Annotated in this window: 16 protein-coding genes and 2 pseudogenes; 10 read left to right on the top strand and 8 right to left on the bottom strand. The window is 52.6% G+C overall.

All coding sequences use genetic code 11. The features are described from left to right. Both OQV04_RS25015 and OQV04_RS07400 read left to right on the top strand, forming a co-directional pair. On the top strand, window positions 1-62 hold a 62-nt coding region (locus OQV04_RS25015; protein WP_071528444.1), incomplete at its 5' end, for an IS1 family transposase. A gap of 9 nt (window positions 63-71) precedes the next feature. Further along, window positions 72-386: pseudogene (locus tag OQV04_RS07400) on the top strand (PstS family phosphate ABC transporter substrate-binding protein); the annotation flags it as partial. A 213-nt stretch (window positions 387-599) separates the two neighbouring features. Here OQV04_RS07400 and glpD read toward each other — a convergent pair. After that, window positions 600-2,105, bottom strand: coding sequence for a glycerol-3-phosphate dehydrogenase (gene glpD / locus OQV04_RS07395; RefSeq protein ID WP_045176489.1), 1,506 nt, complete (start codon window positions 2,103-2,105; stop codon window positions 600-602). Window positions 2,106-2,294: 189 nt separating this feature from the next. Between glpD and glpE the strand changes: the two genes are divergently transcribed. From glpE to OQV04_RS07380, 3 genes are read left to right on the top strand one after another with little or no spacing between them, the layout of a single operon-like run. Next, on the top strand, window positions 2,295-2,621 hold the full coding sequence (gene glpE, locus OQV04_RS07390) for a thiosulfate sulfurtransferase GlpE (RefSeq protein WP_000371928.1): 327 nt from the start codon (window positions 2,295-2,297) through the stop codon (window positions 2,619-2,621). Window positions 2,622-2,665: 44 nt separating this feature from the next. Then, the gene (gene glpG / locus OQV04_RS07385) at window positions 2,666-3,496 is read left to right on the top strand and encodes a rhomboid family intramembrane serine protease GlpG (protein ID WP_032281721.1); all 831 of its coding nucleotides are present in this window, start codon (window positions 2,666-2,668) and stop codon (window positions 3,494-3,496) included. 16 nt (window positions 3,497-3,512) lie between these two features. Next, window positions 3,513-4,271: a DeoR/GlpR family transcriptional regulator gene (locus OQV04_RS07380; RefSeq protein WP_000815099.1), complete on the top strand. Its 759-nt coding sequence runs from the start codon at window positions 3,513-3,515 to the stop codon at window positions 4,269-4,271. On the opposite strand, the gene rtcR is transcribed toward OQV04_RS07380, so the two are convergent. Beyond that, complete coding sequence (gene rtcR, locus OQV04_RS07375) at window positions 4,253-5,851, bottom strand: DNA-binding transcriptional regulator RtcR (protein ID WP_032281720.1); 1,599 nt, start codon at window positions 5,849-5,851, stop codon at window positions 4,253-4,255. The genes OQV04_RS07380 and rtcR overlap by 19 nt on opposite strands. Window positions 5,852-6,037: 186 nt before the next feature. Between rtcR and rtcB the strand changes: the two genes are divergently transcribed. Next, window positions 6,038-7,264 carry an RNA-splicing ligase RtcB gene (gene rtcB, locus OQV04_RS07370; RefSeq protein WP_001105466.1) on the top strand — a complete coding sequence of 409 codons (1,227 nt, stop codon included), beginning with the start codon at window positions 6,038-6,040 and terminating at the stop codon, window positions 7,262-7,264. A 3-nt stretch (window positions 7,265-7,267) separates the two neighbouring features. Then, on the top strand, window positions 7,268-8,296 hold the full coding sequence (gene rtcA, locus OQV04_RS07365) for an RNA 3'-terminal phosphate cyclase (protein ID WP_032281719.1): 1,029 nt from the start codon (window positions 7,268-7,270) through the stop codon (window positions 8,294-8,296). A 49-nt stretch (window positions 8,297-8,345) separates the two neighbouring features. On the opposite strand, the pseudogene OQV04_RS07360 reads toward rtcA, so the two are convergent. The 3 genes and pseudogenes from OQV04_RS07360 to malT form a co-directional block, all read right to left on the bottom strand. Next, a pseudogene (locus tag OQV04_RS07360) lies at window positions 8,346-8,831 on the bottom strand (GNAT family N-acetyltransferase). Continuing rightward, entirely contained in the window at window positions 8,822-9,100 is a 279-nt protein-coding gene (locus OQV04_RS07355) for a type II toxin-antitoxin system TacA family antitoxin (protein WP_000801912.1), read from the bottom strand. The pseudogene OQV04_RS07360 and the gene OQV04_RS07355 overlap by 10 nt, the downstream one beginning before the upstream one ends. 66 nt (window positions 9,101-9,166) lie before the next feature. Continuing rightward, window positions 9,167-11,872, bottom strand: a complete 2,706-nt coding sequence (gene malT, locus OQV04_RS07350; protein ID WP_274446645.1) for an HTH-type transcriptional regulator MalT — start codon at window positions 11,870-11,872, stop codon at window positions 9,167-9,169. A gap of 611 nt (window positions 11,873-12,483) precedes the next feature. Here malT and malP point away from each other — a divergent pair. Further along, entirely contained in the window at window positions 12,484-14,877 is a 2,394-nt protein-coding gene (gene malP / locus OQV04_RS07345) for a maltodextrin phosphorylase (RefSeq protein ID WP_247806590.1), read from the top strand. A 9-nt stretch (window positions 14,878-14,886) separates the two neighbouring features. Beyond that, window positions 14,887-16,971, top strand: coding sequence for a 4-alpha-glucanotransferase (gene malQ, locus OQV04_RS07340; RefSeq protein WP_000444362.1), 2,085 nt, complete (start codon window positions 14,887-14,889; stop codon window positions 16,969-16,971). 44 nt (window positions 16,972-17,015) lie between these two features. Here malQ and gntT read toward each other — a convergent pair whose 3' ends face one another. From gntT to gntX, 3 genes are all read right to left on the bottom strand, one after another. After that, window positions 17,016-18,332 (bottom strand): gluconate transporter, encoded by a 1,317-nt coding sequence (gene gntT, locus OQV04_RS07335; protein ID WP_001131758.1) that lies wholly within the window; start codon window positions 18,330-18,332, stop codon window positions 17,016-17,018. A 360-nt stretch (window positions 18,333-18,692) separates the two neighbouring features. Next, the gene (nfuA, locus tag OQV04_RS07330) at window positions 18,693-19,268 is read right to left on the bottom strand and encodes a Fe-S biogenesis protein NfuA (RefSeq protein WP_000619389.1); all 576 of its coding nucleotides are present in this window, start codon (window positions 19,266-19,268) and stop codon (window positions 18,693-18,695) included. Window positions 19,269-19,326: 58 nt separating this feature from the next. Next, window positions 19,327-20,010 carry a DNA utilization protein GntX gene (gene gntX, locus OQV04_RS07325; protein ID WP_032281718.1) on the bottom strand — a complete coding sequence of 228 codons (684 nt, stop codon included), beginning with the start codon at window positions 20,008-20,010 and terminating at the stop codon, window positions 19,327-19,329. Between the two features lie 37 nt (window positions 20,011-20,047). Between gntX and bioH the strand changes: the two genes are divergently transcribed. Further along, window positions 20,048-20,818, top strand: coding sequence for a pimeloyl-ACP methyl ester esterase BioH (gene bioH, locus OQV04_RS07320; protein WP_032281717.1), 771 nt, complete (start codon window positions 20,048-20,050; stop codon window positions 20,816-20,818). Window positions 20,819-20,830 lie beyond the last annotated feature (12 nt).

Genomic DNA, 20,830 nt, shown 5'->3' with positions numbered 1-20,830 from the left:
AATCGGTGGAGCTGCATGACAAAGTCATCGGGCATTATCTGAACATAAAACACTATCAATAAGTTGGAGTCATTACCTTCGCACCGGTCTATTTATGGTTGATCCTCTGGAATATCATTTTTTACATCGCGCCAGCGAAAATTGCGTTGCTGGAAAGTATCCGCAATTTCTTTCTGCTTGTTGTCTGGCTACCCCTGAATTTTTCGCCATTTTGGCCTCAGCCGTGGACGGATTTTATCGGTCCAATAAGCGCACAGCTTGGTTTTGCGTTGGGATATTATTGCCAGTGGCGTAGCAAAAATAGAAGCCAGATACGGAAGTGGAGTGAGTGGGGAACGTGCCTGAGTTTTGTTACGTTGGGTATGATGGCGTGGGCTTTGCGGTAATTCTCTGACTCAAAAAGTAGGTCAGATTGTTGACAAAGTGCACTTTGTTCATTCCTGATGCGGCGTGAACGCCTTCTCAGGCCTACAAAATCATGCAAATTCAACATATTGCATAAACCACGTAGGCCTGATAAGCGTAGCGCATCAGGCAATTTTGTGTTTGTCATCAGTCTCAGGCCAGATTGAAATCTGACCTGATCACCTTACGTTAATTTACGACGCCAGCGACAACTTCTGCTGCGTATATTCCACCAGCCACTGACTCACACGAGATTGTTGATCCGCATTCAGCCACATGCCTTGTTTTGTGCGACGCCACAGGGCATCGTCGGTGCGGCGGACCCATTCGTGATCCACCAGGTATTTCAGTTCCGCTTCGTAGAACTCATGACCGAAATCCTCCCCGAGGTCGCTTATCGCCCCCGCATTGCCGAGTAGCAGCTCGCTGTTGCTGCCGTAAGTGCGTGCGTAATGACGCGCCAGTGATTCAGTCAGGAATGGATAGCGACGGCGCAGACGAGCTGCGTAATCGTCGCGGTCGCCTTCAATGGCACCACCCGGCAGCACGCTCTCTTTCGTCCATGCCGGGCCAATGCCCTGATAATACGGCGTCAGTTTTTCCAGCGCATGTTCCGCCAGTTTGCGGTAGGTGGTCAACTTACCGCCGAATACCGACAGCAGCGGTGCTTTGCCGTTTTCATCATGGATATCAAGGGTGTAATCACGGGTAATAGCCTGCGGCGAGTCGGACTCATCATCACACAGCGGACGCACACCGGAGTAGGTCCAGACGATATCGTCACGGCTTAACTGCTTTTTAAAGTGCGTGTTATACACTTTCAGCAGGTAATTGATTTCACTCTCTTCAATCTTCACTGCTTTCGGATCACCTTTGTATTCCACATCGGTGGTGCCGATGATGGAAAACTCGTCCATCCACGGGATCACGAACACAATGCGTTTATCTTCGTTTTGCAGAATGTAGGCCTGCTTTTGGGTATGCACGCGCGGCACCACAATATGGCTACCTTTGATCAGGCGAATGCCATAAGGCGAAGGCAGATGCATCCCGTCGTCGAAGAACTGTTTCACCCACGGGCCGGTGGCGTTAACCAGGCCGCGCGCTTGCCAGCTATATTTTTTGCCGGTATCGATATCTTCCGCTTCCACAATCCACAGGCCGTTTTCGCGACGAGCAGAAGTAGCACGAGTACGAGTAAGCACTTCGCCGCCTTTACGCACCACCATCTGGGCGTTGGCGAGTACCAGACGGGCGTCGTCTACCCAACAGTCAGAATATTCGAATCCGCGCTTAATTTCCGGTTTTAACACTGAGTTTGCGCCAAAACGCAAACCAGTTGATCCCGGCAGGCTGGTGCGTTTACCCAGATGATCGTACATAAACAGACCAATGCGAATCATCCACGCCGGGCGCAGATGCGGACGATGTGGCAGGCGAAAACGCATCGGGAAGGCGATATGCGGGGCCATTTTCAGCAGCACTTCACGTTCAGCCAGCGCCTCGCTGACCAGGCGGAATTCATAGTGCTCAAGGTAGCGCAGGCCACCGTGGATGAGTTTTGAACTGGCGGAAGAGGTCGCGCAAGCGAGATCCTGCGCCTCCAGCATCAGCACGGATAAACCGCGTCCAGCGGCGTCTGCCGCGATACCAGCACCATTGATGCCGCCACCTATCACAATCAGATCTTTGGTTTCCATGCTGCCCTCATTCACTTTCGTTAAAGCTCATAAATGTTCGTTATCGAACATATTAGCAAAGAATTGCGCTTTAGGTAACATTGAAAAAACATTTTAGAGTGATATGTATAACATTATGGCGTTTATCTGCCGCTTCGACGTAAACTGTGCGGTAAATTTGCCCACTTGTTTGTAAAGAAAGAGAGACGCATGGATCAGTTCGAATGTATTAACGTTGCCGACGCGCACCAGAAGTTGCAGGAAAAAGAGGCGGTGCTGGTCGATATTCGCGATCCACAGAGTTTCGCAATGGGGCATGCGGTGCAGGCTTTCCATTTAACCAACGACACACTGGGCGCGTTTATGCGTGATAACGACTTTGACACACCGGTGATGGTGATGTGTTACCACGGTAATAGCAGCAAAGGCGCGGCGCAGTATCTGCTGCAACAGGGCTACGATGTGGTCTATAGCATTGATGGCGGCTTTGAAGCCTGGCAACGTCAGTTTCCCGCAGAGGTGGCGTACGGCGCGTAACGCTTTATACTGTCCCCTTTTGTGTGGAATAAGCGACAGCAACGATGTTGATGATTACCTCTTTTGCTAACCCCCGCGTGGCGCAGGCGTTTGTTGATTACATGGCGACGCAGGGTGTTATCCTCACGATTCAACAACATAACCAAAGCGATGTCTGGCTGGCGGATGAGTCCCAGGCCGAGCGCGTATGGGCGGAGCTGGCGCGTTTTCTCGAAAACCCGGCAGATCCGCGTTATCTGGCGGCGAGCTGGCAGGCAGGCCATACCGGCAGTGGCCTGCATTATCGCCGTTATCCTTTCTTTGCCGCCTTGCGTGAACGCGCAGGTCCGGTAACCTGGGTGATGATGATCGCCTGCGTGGTGGTGTTTATTGCCATGCAAATTCTCGGCGATCAGGAAGTGATGTTATGGCTGGCCTGGCCATTCGATCCAGCACTGAAATTTGAGTTCTGGCGTTACTTCACCCACGCGTTAATGCACTTCTCGCTGATGCATATCCTCTTTAACCTGCTCTGGTGGTGGTATCTCGGCGGCGCGGTGGAAAAACGCCTCGGTAGCGGTAAGCTAATTGTTATTACTCTCATTAGCGCCCTGTTAAGCGGCTATGTGCAGCAAAAATTCAGCGGGCCGTGGTTTGGCGGGCTTTCTGGCGTGGTGTATGCGCTGATGGGCTACGTCTGGCTACGTGGCGAACGCGATCCGCAAAGTGGCATTTACCTGCAACGTGGGTTAATTATCTTTGCGCTGATCTGGATTGTCGCCGGATGGTTTGATTTGTTTGGGATGTCGATGGCGAACGGAGCACACATCGCCGGGTTAGCCGTGGGTTTAGCGATGGCTTTTGTTGATTCGCTCAATGCGCGAAAACGAAAATAATTCCAGGGATTTAGAAATGAAACAAACACAACGTCACAACGGTATTATCGAACTGGTTAAACAGCAGGGTTATGTCAGTACCGAGGAGCTGGTGGAGCACTTCTCCGTCAGCCCGCAGACTATTCGCCGCGACCTCAACGAACTGGCAGAGCAAAACCTGATCCTGCGCCATCATGGCGGTGCGGCGCTGCCTTCCAGTTCGGTTAACACGCCGTGGCACGATCGTAAAGCCACCCAGACCGAAGAAAAAGAGAGGATTGCCCGTAAAGTGGCGGAGCAAATCCCCAACGGCTCGACGCTGTTTATCGATATCGGCACCACGCCGGAAGCGGTGGCGCACGCGCTGCTCAATCACAGCAATTTGCGCATTGTCACCAACAATCTCAATGTTGCTAACACGTTGATGGTAAAAGAAGATTTCCGCATTATTCTCGCCGGTGGCGAATTACGCAGCCGCGATGGCGGGATCATTGGCGAAGCGACGCTCGATTTTATCTCCCAGTTCCGCCTTGATTTCGGCATTCTGGGGATAAGCGGCATCGATAGCGACGGCTCGCTGCTGGAGTTCGATTACCACGAAGTTCGCACCAAACGCGCCATTATTGAGAACTCGCGCCACGTTATGCTGGTTGTCGATCACTCCAAATTTGGCCGTAACGCGATGGTCAATATGGGCAGCATCAGCATGGTAGATGCCGTCTACACCGACGCCCCGCCGCCAGTAAGCGTGATGCAGGTGCTGACGGACCACCATATTCAACTGGAGCTGTGCTGATCCTGCAATGCTTCCCACGTCAGACCAAAACGCGCCAGGTATTTGCGTAGCCGATCCGCGTCATTGACGCTGGCTTTGCCCTGGCGCGAAACGTCAAAAAGCTGGCGTCCGGCTGCGGAAAGCGACTTTGCCTGGCGGCAGATAGCGATAACGTGTTCCAGTTGCATACGGTCGAAGAGATCGATGTTTTCTGCCTCTGCGCCCAGCAACGCCGTAAGCGCGGAGGGGCGGCTCTCCTGCCAGTTATAGCGCAGACGGTTTATCTCATCTTCAACCACGTCCAGAGTAATGCGTCCGCTAGAGGCAAAGGTTGCCATTCGCGTGACGCTGGCAGAAAGCTCGCGAAAGTTACCGCGCCATGTTGCCTGGGGAGATGTCGCAAAGGCCAGCCAGGCGCGCCGCGCTTCGGTGTTAAAACGCACGCTGTCGCCGGTGAGTGAAGCGTGGCGCTCCACTTCATAATCCAGGTTAGGTTCAATATCTTCCTGACGCTGGCGTAGCCCCGGCAGGGTGAAGGTCCAGAGATTGATCCGCGCGTATAGATCTTCGCGGAATTTGCCATCGGCAACCAGCTGGCGTAAATCGCGCACCGTTCCGGCGATGAGCTGAAAATCACTGCTCACCTGGCGATCGCTGCCAAACGGGTAAAAGTTTTTCTCTTCAATGGCTTTCAGCAGCATTGCCTGTTCGTCTGCGCCCAGTTCGCCAATCTCATCAAGAAACAACATTCCACCGTTGGCGCTACGTAATAATCCTTCACGGGATTCCCGCGCCCCGGTAAACGCGCCTTTTACATGACCAAACAGCGTCGACATGGCGGTATCGCCACGCAAGGTGGCGCAGTTCACTTCCACAAACGCGCCGCTAAACTGATGCCGCGCCTGTTTTAATTCGAAAATGCGTCGTGCCAGAAACGACTTACCCGCACCGGTCGGGCCGTTAAGCAGGATCGGTGCGCGGGATTTAATCGCCACTTTTTCAATCTGCTCAATCATGCGGTTGAAGTGGGGGTTACGCGTGGCAATGCCGGACTTAAGAAAATCAAGCGTTTGCTGGCGTTCCTCGGCAAAGCGGCTGGCGATGGCGTTATAACGGCTTAGATCGAGATCGATAATCGTCACTTCACCTGAGCCGCGCGGTTGTTCTTTTTTGCGCGGAGGTGAAGATTGTATCAACCGGGCGGGTAGATAACGCGCTTCCGCCAGCAGAAACCAGCAAATCTGCGCGACGTGGGTGCCGGTGGTGATGTGAATTAAATAGTCTTCTTTTTCTGGCTGAAACTCGTAACCACGGGCGAAATCATGCAGGCAGGCGTAAACCTCTTCGAAATCCCACGGGTTATGCAGTTCAATCTCAACGCTCACCACTTCTGTTTCTGGCGAAACGCTGGCGATATCGCGTTTAAGCGTTTCAAATAGCGAGCGCGAGCGGGCGTCATGCAATAATTCCAGTCGATCGATGACCAACGATTCTTGCTGGCATAAACAAAGCGTCGGACGCCATTTCGACCAGCGCTGACTGCCGCGCCCGGCATAATCCAGCACCGTTCCGACAAAGCCAAAAGCCACTGTTTTACGCATCTTAGATATCCTTATAAAAGACGATATTTCATTATCGGTAAATCGGCTTTGCGGGAAATCTCCGGTTACGGACGTAAAGATATAATCTTTTTTAAAACAATGAATTAAAAAATTAATCTGCTTATTTAATTTTCTGGCACGACGGTTGCAATTATCAGGACATACCAACGAAAAGAGAAAAACAAAATGAATTACGAATTACTGACCACTGAAAATGCCCCGGTAAAAATGTGGACCAAAGGCGTGCCGGTAGAAGCCGATGCGCGTCAGCAACTTATTAATACGGCGAAGATGCCGTTTATTTTCAAACATATTGCGGTAATGCCTGATGTACACCTGGGTAAAGGTTCCACCATTGGTAGCGTGATCCCGACCAAAGGGGCGATTATTCCGGCGGCGGTGGGCGTGGATATTGGCTGTGGAATGAACGCGCTGCGTACCGCGTTAACGGCGGCAGATCTGCCTGAAAACCTGGCGGAGCTGCGTCAGGCGATTGAAACGGCCGTGCCGCACGGGCGTACTACCGGACGTTGTAAACGTGATAAAGGCGCATGGGAAAACCCGCCTGTTAACGTCGATGCGAAATGGGCTGAGCTGGAGGCCGGTTATCAGTGGTTAACGCAAAAATATCCGCGTTTCCTTAACACTAACAACTATAAACACCTGGGAACGCTGGGAACGGGTAACCACTTTATTGAAATCTGCCTTGATGAGTCGGACCAGGTGTGGATTATGCTGCACTCCGGTTCACGCGGAATTGGTAATGCCATCGGGACTTACTTTATCGATCTGGCGCAAAAAGAGATGCAGGAAACGCTTGAAACATTGCCGTCGCGTGATCTGGCGTACTTTATGGAAGGTACGGAATACTTTGATGATTACCTGAAAGCCGTGGCCTGGGCGCAGCTTTTTGCCAGCCTTAACCGCGATGCGATGATGGAAAACGTAGTAACGGCGTTGCAGAGCATTACGCAGAAAACGGTCAGACAGCCACAAACGCTGGCGATGGAAGAGATCAACTGTCACCACAACTATGTGCAAAAAGAACAGCACTTTGGTGAAGAGATCTACGTGACGCGTAAAGGCGCGGTGTCTGCGCGTGCTGGTCAATATGGAATTATTCCAGGGTCGATGGGAGCGAAAAGCTTTATCGTCCGTGGGCTGGGAAATGAAGAGTCGTTCTGTTCATGCAGCCACGGTGCCGGGCGGGTAATGAGCCGTACTAAAGCGAAAAAACTGTTCAGCGTGGAAGATCAAATTCGTGCTACCGCGCATGTGGAATGCCGTAAAGATGCCGAAGTGATCGACGAAATCCCGATGGCGTATAAAGATATTGATGCGGTGATGGCGGCACAAAGCGATCTGGTGGAAGTTATCTACACCCTGCGTCAGGTGGTGTGCGTAAAAGGATAAATGATGAAAAGGATGATTGCGCTGGACGGCGCACAGGGCGAAGGCGGCGGGCAGATCCTGCGCTCGGCGCTGAGCCTGTCGATGATAACCGGCCAGCCATTTACCATCACCGGCATTCGTGCCGGGCGGGCGAAACCGGGGCTGTTGCGCCAGCATCTGACCGCGGTAAAAGCGGCTGCGGAAATTTGTAGGGCAACGGTGGAAGGCGCGGAGCTGGAGTCGCAGCGTCTGGTCTTCCGGCCCGGCACCGTGCGTGGCGGCGATTACCGCTTTGCTATCGGTAGTGCCGGAAGCTGTACGCTGGTGCTGCAAACGGTGCTGCCCGCGCTGTGGTTTGCCGATGGACCTTCGCGTGTTGAAGTGAGCGGAGGCACCGATAACCCGTCGGCCCCGCCTGCGGATTTTATCCGCCGGGTGCTGGAGCCGCTGCTGGCGAAAATAGGAATTCATCAGCAAACCACGCTGTTACGTCACGGTTTTTATCCTGCCGGAGGCGGCGTGGTGGCAACGGAAGTCTCGCCGGTGGCATCGTTTAACACCTTGCAACTTGGCGAGCGCGGGAACATTGTGCAGATGCGTGGAGAGGTGTTATTAGCTGGCGTGCCGCGGCATGTCGCTGAGCGTGAAATCGCTACGCTGGCGGCAAGTTTTTCCCTGCATGAGCAGAAAATTCATAGCCTGCCGCGCGACCAGGGGCCGGGTAATACCGTCTCGCTTGAAGTCGAAAGTGAAAATATCACCGAACGCTTTTTTGTCGTCGGTGAAAAGCGCGTCAGTGCCGAGGTGGTCGCGGCACAGTTGGTGAAAGAGGTGAAACGCTACCTGGCAAGCCCGGCGGCAGTGGGGGAATATCTCGCCGACCAACTGGTGCTACCGATGGCGCTGGCGGGCGCGGGACAATTTACGGTCGCCCATCCCTCATGCCATCTGCTGACCAATATCGCCGTGGTGGAGCGTTTCTTGCCGGTGCGGTTTACTCTGGCTGAAACAGATGGCGTAACGCGGGTGATGATAACCAAACTCACTGATTAAAATCCCTCCCGGATCAGACTCATCAGTGTGACTATCCGGTAGAGGTAAATTACTCCAGAGTAATGGGATACAGTAAGGTAAGTGACTGGAATGGTGAAGGTACAAAGGCATACTTCAGATAGAAATTGCGTACTGAATCGTCTAAGGCATGAACAATGAGCGCACGAACCCCTACCTGTTGAGCTATGGACATTGTGCGATAGACTGCATCTTTCAACAATGCGACGCCCAACCCTTTACCTGCTCAGGCTTGATCAATTGCCAGTCTGCCTAATACGACAACAGGCAACGATTCGGGAGCATTACGTCGCATGGCTCCAGGGGCCAAATTACGTTGAATACTGCCTGTAGAAAGGCAGTAATAGCCGATTACCTGGCGGGTATTGGCAATACAGATAACGTAAACACGAGACAGACCGGAGCTGTGATTTTTTAATGCTTTCTTTTTTAGCCATTCATTCATCCCGTGATCGGAACAGCAAAAGTCAGCCAGATTATGTTCAGACGTTAGGGGAGTAGGAGCCGTTATTCCCATGGCGATTTACGATTCATCAACGCGTTAATTTTGGCCTGACGCTCAGCAGTGATGGGGGCGTCCAGGGCAGCGAGAAACGCATCGTATTGCTCGTCATCAAGGATGAATAGTCGTTGATCTAATAAGATGTCTTGCGCTTCACGGCATGCGGCATCCAGCATAAAATCAGTGCGCGATTTTGCGACCAGATTCGCTGCCATATCAATCAGGTCACGCTGTGAGGCTTTCGCTCTGATATTGATTGGCGCTTCTTTGCTTTCCGGTTTCATATTCATGAGCCTGTAGTGCGATTTTATATACAGTATAAAGAGTGTACATAAAAACGCTATACAAACTCACACCCCATAACCCATCATCTTCAGCAGTTTCTGCGCGTGCTGCACGGCAGCCTGACGGTGGGCGACGCCGAGTTTTTGGTACAGATTGCGGATATGCGTCTTGATGGTGGTCGCCGCCACTTCCAGTTCACCCGCTATTTGTTCGTTGCTGTAACCGGAGTAAATCAGCCCCAGGACCTGCCATTCACGTTGGGTCAACGGGCTGGTGCGGATCAGTTCTGGCACTTCCGGATGATTTAGTAGACGTTCAACGAAATTCTCATCGAAATGGGCGAATTTATGCCGATGATGTTGATTGATTTCTCGCAGAATACGCTGTGCGCGATGCTGTTCCAGTTCCGGCAGCGTATTGAGTTGAATCAGCTGGCGCAGTTGTTGCGCCATCGCTTCGCCTTCGATGACAAAATGACTGATAAATCCGGTGCGATTCGCCAGTTTTAATGCGTCCAGCAACACACGCTGGGCGTCACTTTTACGTCCGGCCTGCCAGTACAGTTGATTAAGCAGCAACAGGTTACGGTTGAGATCGCTCATCAACCGCAGACTGCGGGCATTTTCATTGAGTTCTTCGAGAACAATTTCCGCAGGTTCAAACTCGCCCAGCAAGATTTGTGCGCGGGCAATGTTGCTCCATTGACCTTGCAGGAAGTGGTTGTTCGCAAACTCTGGTTTAGCCGTATGACGCAACCAGTTGGCAGCGGCGGCTTTATCGCCGGTCATTTGCCAGTAAATCACCCGGACTTTGTTGGCGTTAGAGATCCAGTCGCTGTGATATTTGCCATTCCCCAGCAGGTTTTCCAGACGGTTCAGCTGGCTACGGGCGTTATCTAAATCACCACGGGCCAGCGAGCATTGAATCAACATTGCCAGGCACTGAAGCTGTTGCTGTGGCTGATAAGACGACAAGACTTCAATCCCGCTACGCGCCGACGCTTCGGCTTCATCCAGCCGTGCCCAGGCCCATAACAGTTGTGCTCGGATGCGCACCAGAAACTCATGCATTGGCAGCTGTTCCAGATGCTGCTCGTTGATCAGCTGGAACGCTTTTTCCTGCGTTTCCCACGCGGTTTGCAGGAACCCTTGGGCAAACAGAATTTCACTTTGCTGGATTAAACTCCATAAGGCGTAGTGCCAGACGTCGTGCTGGCGTGCCATCTGTTCGGTTTGCTGCATTAGCGCAAGTGAGCGGGTCAATTCGCCTTTGCAGTGCAGCACTTCACCCAGCACCGAGGTTGCCACAATGCGGCTATAGAACCAGCCCGGCGGCAGCTCTTCCAGTGCCAGTTTTGCCAGCCGTTCCGCTTCATCCGGATTACCATCGTTAATCGCCACCTGGGCGCGCAGAGCGTTAAATTCTGCGTGCATGGTGCCTTCTCTGATGTCCTTGATTTCATGTTCAGCACGGGCTAGCAGGGTGTTAACTTCGCCGTAGCGATGTTGGCTTTGCATCAGCCACGCCTGCAATAACACCAACTGCGGATTTTCCAGCAAGCTGTCCCACGGCAGGGCCTTAAGCGACTCTTCCAGCAGCGACAGTTCGCTATGGTTGAACAGACTCCAGGCGTGATTAAGCAGAATATCGCGCAGCATCAGCGCATCGCCTGCCGCCAGCGCATGATGAATCGCTTCGCTGGGAAATCCCTGGGCCATCCAGCTTTCTGCGGCGGCACGGTGGATTTCCGGCAGCTCCGCCGCCAGTTCCCACTGGCAGCGCTGGCGCAAGAAGTTACCAAACAGCGGGTGATAGCAGAACCACTCGCCGGTATCATCCATCCGCTGTAAAAACAGCCCCTGACGCTCAATCTCTTCGAGGCGCATTTGCCCGTTTTCTTCGCCGGTCACACGGGTGATGAGTGCATCGTTCATTGAGCGCAAAATGGCGCTTTTCAACAGAAAATGGCGCGTTGCGAGATCGACGTTATCCAAAACCTCATCGACCAGATAATCCGAAAGATGGCTGGCATTGATTCCCGCCAGGCGGCGTGCCGACTTATGGGCTGAGTGGGTATTCTGCCGGGCGGAGAGGGCGATTAGCTGTAGTGCCGTCGCCCAACCGGAAACGTCATCGCAAATCCGACTGCTTTCTGCGGCTTCAATCGGCGATGACAGACGGCAATCAAAAAACTGCTTCGCTTCCTGATGGGTAAATGCCAGTTGCTGACTGCCAATTTCCAGCAGTTGATCACGAACACGCAGATTGGCAATGCCCAGTTGCGGAAGGTTGCGTGACAACACCACCAGGGTGAGATTTTCTGGTTGATGGCGAATAAAGAAGCGCATTGACTCGTGGATCACTGGATTAGTGATCAGATGATAGTCATCGATGACCAGATAAAGTGGGCTATGCCATTCCGCCAGCTCAATGAAAAGCTGGGCGAAGAGTGACGTCAGGCTGGCATATTGCCGTTTTTGCGCCATCGTCTCACATATCGCACAGTGACCGTTGGTTGCCTGTTGCACGGCGGCAATGAGATAGCTGGCGAAACGCTCTTGCTGGTTATCACCTTCGTCCAGCGAGTACCAGCCGATATCGTTTTTGCCTGCCGCCCACTGGGAAATGAGCGTGGTCTTACCGTAGCCCGCAGGACTTGTGATCAGCGCCAGCCGGAAGTTGTTCGCGCCGGAAAGTTTAGCCAGCAGGCGCTCACGAACCACGGTATGGTCGAGTCGAACCGGACGACTTAATTTTGACGGAATCAGCATAGTTAATCACTTCACTGTGGAAAATGAGGAAATATTATTTTTTTTGCGCTTCGTAATTAATGGTTCTAAGGTCGGCCAGAAACCTTTCTAATGCAAGCGATGACGTTTTTTTATGTGTCTGAATTTGCACTGTGTCACAATTCCAAATCTTTATTAACAACTCACCTAAAACGACGCTGATCCAGCGTGAATACTGGTTTCCCTTATGTTCATCAGATTCATTTAAGCAAGGGTTTCTTCTTCATTCCTGATGAAAGTGCTATCTAAAAAGATGATCTTAATAAATCTATTAAGAATGAGATGGAGCACACTGGATATTTTACTTGTGAAACTGTTTCACTCCTTTACTTAATTTATAGAGTTACCTTCCGCTTTTTGAAAATACGCAACGGCCATTTTTTGCACTTAGATACAGATTTTCTGCGCTGTATGGCATTGATTTGCTGCTAATCCTGTGGTTTGCACTAGCTTTAAGTGGTCGAGATCACATTTCCTTGCTCATCCCCGCAACTCCTCCCTGCCTAATCCCCCGCAGGATGAGGAAGGTCAACATCGAGCCTGGCAAACTAGCGATAACGTTGTGTTGAAAATCTAAGAAAAGTGGAACTCCTATGTCACAACCTATTTTTAACGATAAGCAATTTCAGGAAGCGCTTTCACGTCAGTGGCAGCGTTATGGCTTAAATTCTGCGGCTGAAATGACTCCTCGCCAGTGGTGGCTGGCAGTGAGTGAAGCACTGGCCGAAATGCTGCGTGCTCAGCCATTCGCCAAACCGGTGGCGAATCAGCGACATGTTAACTACATCTCAATGGAGTTTTTGATTGGTCGTCTGACGGGCAACAACCTGTTGAATCTCGGCTGGTATCAGGATGTACAGGATTCGTTGAAGGCTTATGACATCAATCTGACTGACCTGCTGGAAGAAGAGATCGACCCGGCGCTGGGTAACGGTGGTCTGGGACGTCTGGCGGCGTGCTTCCTCGATTCAATGGCAACTGTCGGTCAGTCTGCGACGGGTTACGGTCTGAACTATCAATATGGTTTGTTCCGCCAGTCTTTTGTGGATGGCAAACAGGTTGAAGCGCCGGATGACTGGCATCGCAGTAACTACCCGTGGTTCCGCCACAACGAAGCACTGGATGTGCAGGTAGGGATTGGCGGTAAAGTGACGAAAGACGGACGCTGGGAGCCGGAGTTTACCATTACCGGTCAAGCGTGGGATCTCCCCGTTGTCGGCTATCGTAATGGCGTGGCGCAGCCGCTGCGTCTGTGGCAGGCGACGCACGCGCATCCGTTTGATCTGACTAAATTTAACGACGGTGATTTCCTGCGTGCCGAACAGCAGGGCATCAATGCGGAAAAACTGACCAAAGTTCTCTATCCAAACGACAACCATACTGCCGGTAAAAAGCTGCGCTTGATGCAGCAATACTTCCAGTGTGCCTGTTCGGTAGCGGATATTTTGCGTCGCCATCATCTGGCGGGGCGTAAACTGCACGAACTGGCGGATTACGAAGTTATTCAGCTGAACGATACCCACCCAACTATCGCGATTCCAGAACTGCTGCGCGTGCTGATCGATGAGCACCAGATGAGCTGGGATGACGCCTGGGCCATTACCAGCAAAACTTTCGCTTACACCAACCATACCCTGATGCCAGAAGCGCTGGAACGCTGGGATGTGAAACTGGTGAAAGGCTTACTGCCGCGCCACATGCAGATTATTAACGAAATTAATACTCGCTTTAAAACGCTGGTGGAGAAAACCTGGCCGGGCGATGAAAAAGTGTGGGCCAAACTGGCGGTGGTGCACGACAAACAAGTGCATATGGCGAACCTGTGTGTGGTTGGCGGTTTCGCGGTGAACGGTGTTGCGGCGCTGCACTCGGATCTGGTGGTGAAAGATCTGTTCCCGGAATATCACCAGCTATGGCCGAACAAATTCCATAACGTCACCAACGGTATTACCCCACGTCGCTGGATCAAACAGTGCAACCCGGCACTGGCGGCTCTGTTGGATAAATCACTGAAAAAAGAGTGGGCTAACGATCTCGATCAGCTGATCAATCTGGAAAAATTCGCTGATGATGCGAAATTCCGTCAGCAATATCGCGAGATCAAGCAGGCGAATAAAGTCCGTCTGGCGGAGTTTGTGAAAGCTCGTACCGGTATTGAGATCAATCCACAGGCGATTTTCGATATTCAGATCAAACGTCTGCATGAGTACAAACGCCAGCACCTGAATCTGCTGCATATTCTGGCGTTGTACAAAGAAATTCGTGAAAACCCGCAGGCTGATCGCGTACCGCGCGTCTTCCTCTTCGGCGCGAAAGCGGCACCGGGCTACTACCTGGCGAAGAATATTATCTTTGCGATCAACAAAGTGGCTGACGTGATCAACAACGATCCGCTGGTTGGCGATAAGTTGAAGGTGGTGTTCCTGCCGGATTATTGCGTTTCGGCGGCGGAAAAACTGATCCCGGCGGCGGATATCTCCGAACAAATTTCGACTGCAGGTAAAGAAGCTTCCGGTACCGGCAATATGAAACTGGCGCTCAATGGTGCGCTTACTGTCGGTACGCTGGATGGGGCGAACGTTGAAATCGCCGAGAAAGTCGGTGAAGAAAATATCTTTATTTTTGGTCATACCGTGGAACAAGTGAAGGCAATTCTGGCCAAAGGCTACGACCCGGTGAAATGGCGGAAGAAAGATAAGGTGCTGGACGCAGTATTGAAAGAGCTGGAAAGCGGTAAATACAGCGACGGCGATAAGCATGCCTTCGACCAGATGCTGCACAGTATCGGCAAACAGGGCGGCGATCCGTATCTGGTGATGGCGGATTTCGCAGCCTATGTAGAGGCACAAAAGCAGGTGGATGTGCTGTACCGCGACCAGGAGGCCTGGACTCGCGCGGCGATCCTCAATACCGCCCGCTGCGGTATGTTTAGCTCGGATCGCTCTATTCGCGATTATCAGGCTCGTATCTGGCAGGCAAAACGCTAAGGAAGCTCGATGGAAAGCAAACGTCTGGATAATGCCGCGCTGGCGGCGGGGATTAGCCCCAATTACATCAATGCCCACGGTAAACCGCAGTCGATTAGCGCCGAAACCAAACGGCGTTTGCTTGACGCGATGCATCAACGTACCGCCACGAAAGTGGCGGTAACGCCAGTCCCGAATGTCATGGTTTATACCAGCGGCAAAAAAATGCCGATGGTGGTGGAGGGCAGCGGCGAATATAGCTGGCTGCTGACCACCGAAGAAGGAACGCAGTACAAAGGCCATGTAACTGGGGGCAAAGCGTTCAATCTACCGACGAAGCTGCCGGAAGGTTATCACACGCTGACGCTTACCCAGGAAGACCAGCGCGCGCATTGCAGGGTGATTGTCGCCCCGAAACGCTGTTACGAACCGCAGGCGTTGCTGAATAAACAAAAGCTGTGGGGTGCCTGCGTCCAGCTTTATACGCTGCGATCGGAAAAAAACTGGGGTATTGGGGATTTTGGCGATCTCAAAGCGATGCTGGTGGATGTGGCAAAACGTGGCGGGTCGTTCATCGGCCTGAACCCGATTCATGCGCTCTATCCGGCAAATCCGGAGAGCGCCAGCCCATACAGCCCGTCTTCTCGCCGTTGGCTGAATGTGATTTATATCGACGTTAACGCCGTCGAAGATTTCCATCTTAGCGAAGAGGCTCAGGCCTGGTGGCAGTTGCCGACCACGCAACAGACGCTGCAACAGGCGCGGGATGCCGACTGGGTCGATTACTCCACGGTTACCGCCCTAAAAATGACAGCATTACGAATGGCGTGGAAAGGTTTCGCGCAACGTGATGATGAGCAGATGGCCGCGTTTCGCCAGTTTGTTGCAGATCAAGGCGACAGCCTGTTCTGGCAGGCAGCCTTTGATGCGCTACATGCCCAGCAAGTGAAAGAGGACGAAATGCGCTGGGGCTGGCCTGCATGGCCAGAGATGTATCAGAACGTGGATTCACCAGAAGTGCGTCAGTTCTGCGAAGAACATCGCGATGACGTTGATTTTTATCTCTGGCTGCAGTGGCTGGCTTACAGCCAGTTTGCCGCCTGCTGGGAGATAAGCCAGGGCTATGAAATGCCGATTGGCTTGTATCGTGATCTGGCGGTTGGCGTAGCGGAAGGTGGGGCGGAAACCTGGTGCGACCGTGAACTGTATTGCCTGAAAGCGTCGGTTGGCGCGCCGCCGGATATCCTCGGCCCGTTGGGGCAGAACTGGGGATTGCCGCCAATGGACCCGCATATCATCACCGCGCGTGCCTATGAACCGTTTATCGAGCTGTTGCGTGCCAATATGCAAAACTGCGGCGCATTACGAATTGACCATGTGATGTCGATGCTGCGTTTGTGGTGGATACCGTATGGCGAGACGGCAGATCAGGGCGCGTATGTTCACTATCCGGTGGATGATCTGCTCTCGATTCTGGCACTCGAAAGTAAACGTCATCGCTGTATGGTGATTGGTGAAGATCTCGGTACCGTACCGGTAGAGATTGTCGGTAAGCTGCGCAGCAGCGGTGTGTACTCCTACAAAGTGCTCTATTTCGAAAACGACCACGAGAAGACGTTCCGTGCACCGAAAGCGTATCCGGAGCAGTCGATGGCGGTTGCGGCGACACATGACCTGCCTACGCTACGCGGCTACTGGGAGAGCGGGGATCTAACGCTGGGCAAAACCCTGGGGCTGTATCCGGATGAAGTGGTACTGCGCGGTCTGTATCAGGATCGCGAACTGGCGAAGCAAGGGCTGCTGGATGCACTGCATAAATATGGTTGTCTGCCAAAACGTGCCGGGCATAAGGCATCGTTGATGTCGATGACGCCGACGCTGAACCGTGGTTTGCAGCGCTACATTGCCGACAGTAACAGTGCTCTGTTAGGACTACAGCCGGAAGACTGGCTGGATATGGCCGAACCGGTGAATATTCCTGGCACCAGTTACCAGTATAAAAACTGGCGACGCAAGCTTTCCGCAACGCTTGAGACGATGTTTGCCGATGATGGCGTGAACAAGTTGCTGAAGGATTTGGACAGACGGCGCAGAGCTGCAGCGAAGAAGAAGTAGAGTGCGGTTGATGCCGGATGCGATGCATCCGGCAGTCAGTGTTATCAAATCACCATATTCAGCAGCAGACAGCCTACCAGACCGCACACCGAGATAATGGTTTCCAGCATCGACCAGGACTTGATGGTCTCGCCGATAGTCAAGTTAAAGTACTCTTTGAACAGCCAGAAGCCTGGATCGTTCACGTGAGAGAAAATCACACTACCGGAACCCACCGCAATAACCATTAGCTCCGGGCTAACACCCGTCGTTGCAATCAGCGGTGCCGCGATACCACCCGCAGTGATTGCCGCAACGGTTGCGGAACCCAGCGCGATACGCAGTACGGCAGCAATCGACCAGGCCATCAGCAGCGGAGAAATGTTGGTTTCGTGCATCATGGAAGCAATGTATTTGTCCACGCCGCTGTCTACCAGCACCTGCTTGAACGCACCGCCACCACCGATGATCAACAGCATCATCGCAATGATTTTGATGGAAGAAACCAGCGTGTCGTTAATCTGATCCATTGAACGACCACGGTTCAGGCCAAAGGTGAACATCGCAATCAGCACGGCAATCAGCGTAGCCATTACCGGGTCACCGAGGAACTCCGCTACCGGCAGGAAAGCGTGACCTTTCGGCAGGATCATTTCGGCAATCGCACGCATCGCCATCAGCACTACCGGCACCAGAGAGGTCCAGACGCTGACGCCAAAGCTCGGCATCTCTTCTTCGCTGAAGGTTTTCGCGCTGTACAGACCTTCCGGGATCGGCTTATCGATACCTTTCAACACGCGAGCGTAAACCGGACCGGCGAGAATCACGGTCGGGATTGCCAGAATAGTACCGTACAGCAGGGTTTTACCCATATCGGCATTGAAAATGGTGGCAATCGCAGTCGGACCCGGATGCGGTGGCAGGAAGCCGTGGGTCACAGACAGTGCAGCTGCCATTGGTACACCAACATACAGCAGTGGAATATTCGCAGAAGCCGCGATGGTAAACACCAGCGGCAGCATCAGCACAAAGCCCACTTCATAGAACAGGGCAAAACCAACGGTAAAACCGGTCAGTACCACCGCCCACTGGATGTGTTTTTTACCAAATTTGGCAATCAGCGTGGTGGCGATACGTTGTGCGCCACCGCAGTCTGCCAGCATTTTGCCCAGCATTGCGCCAAAACCCATGATCAGGGCAAGGCTACCGAGCGTCCCGCCGACACCGGCTTTGATGGAGCCAATAACTTTATCCAGCGGCATTCCTTGCATTAATCCAACAGCAAGCGCCACGAGGACGAGAGCGATGAAGCCGTTCATTTTGAAGCGGATCATCAGGAGCAACAACAAGATTACACCGATAGCAACAATGACTAATGGCATGATTTACCTGGCCTTTCATTTGTTATGGGTAACGTCAATTTTCTGACGACAAACTCTAATTATCCCAATCGGGAACAGAGATATTGCGGCACCACGACTGATACCCACTAAAACTAATTATTGTAGTCAGATGTCAGGAGTATGTTTGGTACCCATGTGAATGATACGGGTAACATCTGGCGTTTGAGAATCACCAGAGCGGGGTAAATTTAAATTATGAGAGGTTGGTCATATTATCGCGGGGAAACGAAGGGAGGGATTTGCCAAAGCAATGCTGCGCCAACGTCTGGCACATGTTCAACGTAGGCCCGAAATGACGCTTTAGCGTCGCATCGGGCAATCTACAAAAGAGGGGATAACTTAGTAGTAGGAGTGTTCGCCGCGCTGGTGTTCGGTGAGATCGCGCACACCTTTCAGCTCCGGGAATTCGTTTAGTAGCTGCTTCTCGATCCCTTCTTTCAGCGTCACATCGACCATGGAACAACCGTTACAGCCGCCGCCAAATTGCAGAATGGCGTAACCGTCTTCGGTGATTTCCATCAGTGAAACGCGACCACCGTGACCAGCAAGCTGTGGGTTGATCTGCGACTGCAGCATATACTCCACGCGCTCCATCAGTGGTGCATCATCTGCCACTTTACGCATTTTGGCGTTAGGCGCTTTCAGTGTTAGCTGAGAACCCAACTGGTCGGTAACAAAATCGATCTCTGCATCTTCCAGGTAAGGAGCGCTTAACTCATCAACATACGCGGTCAGCAGGTCAAATTTCAGGGCAGTGTCAGTGGCTTCCACGGCATCCGGCGGACAATAAGAAACACCACATTCAGCGTTAGGCGTGCCAGGGTTAATCACAAATACGCGGATTTGTGTCCCTTCTTCCTGGTTTGCCAGCAGTTTGGCAAAGTGCGCTTGTGCAGCATCGGAAATACGGATCATAGTAATGGCCTAATAGTTGACTATTTTAGTTGGTTATAATACGCCCATCATCGAGGCTCTACAAGGTTCGACAAAGGCACCAGACCTGGACAGTCGCCGCACCATTGCGAAAAAGCAACTCTGCAATCTCTGCGACGGTACTTCCGGTGGTAACGACATCATCCACAATCACCATATGGCGACCTTGCACGGGCAATTCAAGACGAAAGGCATTTTTCAGGTTGCGCTTGCGTAGCCGGGCACTGAGAAAATGCTGGGTCGCAGTGGCCCGTGTTCGTGTGACGGCTTCGCTATCCCATCGGCAGTGCAACCAGCGTGATAACGGCTGACACAGCAAATCGCTCTGATTAAATCCCCGACGCCAGTGACGCCGCTGCCATAACGGAACGCTGATGATGCGATCCGGCAATTGCAACCCGGTGGTGCGACGAGCGTGTAAGACCTCCAATAGTAACAGACGTGACAGGGCGCTGGCGATTTCGCTGCGCCGGGAAAACTTAAGCTGGTGGATTAGCGGGCTTAACGGCGGCGCATAGTCGGCAACCGTGACCAGTCTTTGCCAGGGCGGTGGTTTTTGCAGGCAGCGACCGCAGGGAAGATGTGAGTGTGTGGCGGGTAATCCACATTGTGGGCATAACGTTTTATCTGTACGGGCGGCGCGTGAGCAGACCGAACAAATCCCCCAATGACCTAACGCCAGCGGCATTCGGCATAGCCAGCATAATCCCGGTACTGTTAGCATATGTTCATCCTTGTAAGTCAAAAGAGAACAATAGCGGATGAATAACATCTGGTGGCAGACCAAAGGTCAGGGGAATGTTCATCTTGTGCTGCTGCACGGATGGGGACTGAATGCCGAAGTGTGGCGTTGCATTGACGAGGAACTGAGCTCGCATTTTACGCTGCACCTTGTTGACCTGCCCGGCTTCGGGCGTAGCCGGGGATTTGGTGCGATGTCACTTGCTGATATGGCCGAAGCCGTGCTGCGACAGGCACCTGATAAAGCCATTTGGTTAGGCTGGAGTCTGGGCGGGCTGGTGGCAAGCCAGATTGCGTTAACCCATCCCGAGCGTGTTCAGGCGCTGGTCACCGTGGCGTCGTCACCTTGTTTTAGTGCTCGTGACGAGTGGCCGGGGATAAAACCGGACGTGCTGGCGGGATTTCAGCAGCAACTCAGTGATGATTTTCAGCGTACGGTGGAACGGTTCCTTGCGTTACAAACCATGGGTACTGAAACGGCGCGTCAGGATGCGCGGGCGTTGAAGAAAACCGTTCTGGCGTTACCGATGCCGGAGGTTGACGTGCTCAATGGTGGGCTGGAAATTCTGAAAACGGTCGATCTCCGCCAGCCGCTGCAAAACGTACCCATGCCGTTTTTGCGACTGTATGGCTATCTCGATGGTCTGGTGCCGCGAAAAGTGGTGCCGATGCTGGATAAACTCTGGCCACACAGCGAGTCATACATCTTCGCCAAAGCGGCTCATGCGCCGTTTATTTCGCATCCGGTCGAGTTTCGTCACGTGCTGGTGGCGTTGAAGCAGAGGGTGTAGGCACTTTTGAAT

This window comes from Escherichia sp. Lx600-2, assembly GCF_036662595.1.
GTDB classification, from domain to species: domain Bacteria; phylum Pseudomonadota; class Gammaproteobacteria; order Enterobacterales; family Enterobacteriaceae; genus Escherichia; species Escherichia coli.
Note: the sequence above shows the minus strand (reverse complement) of the source record. Positions and strands in the feature narration are given on the sequence as shown.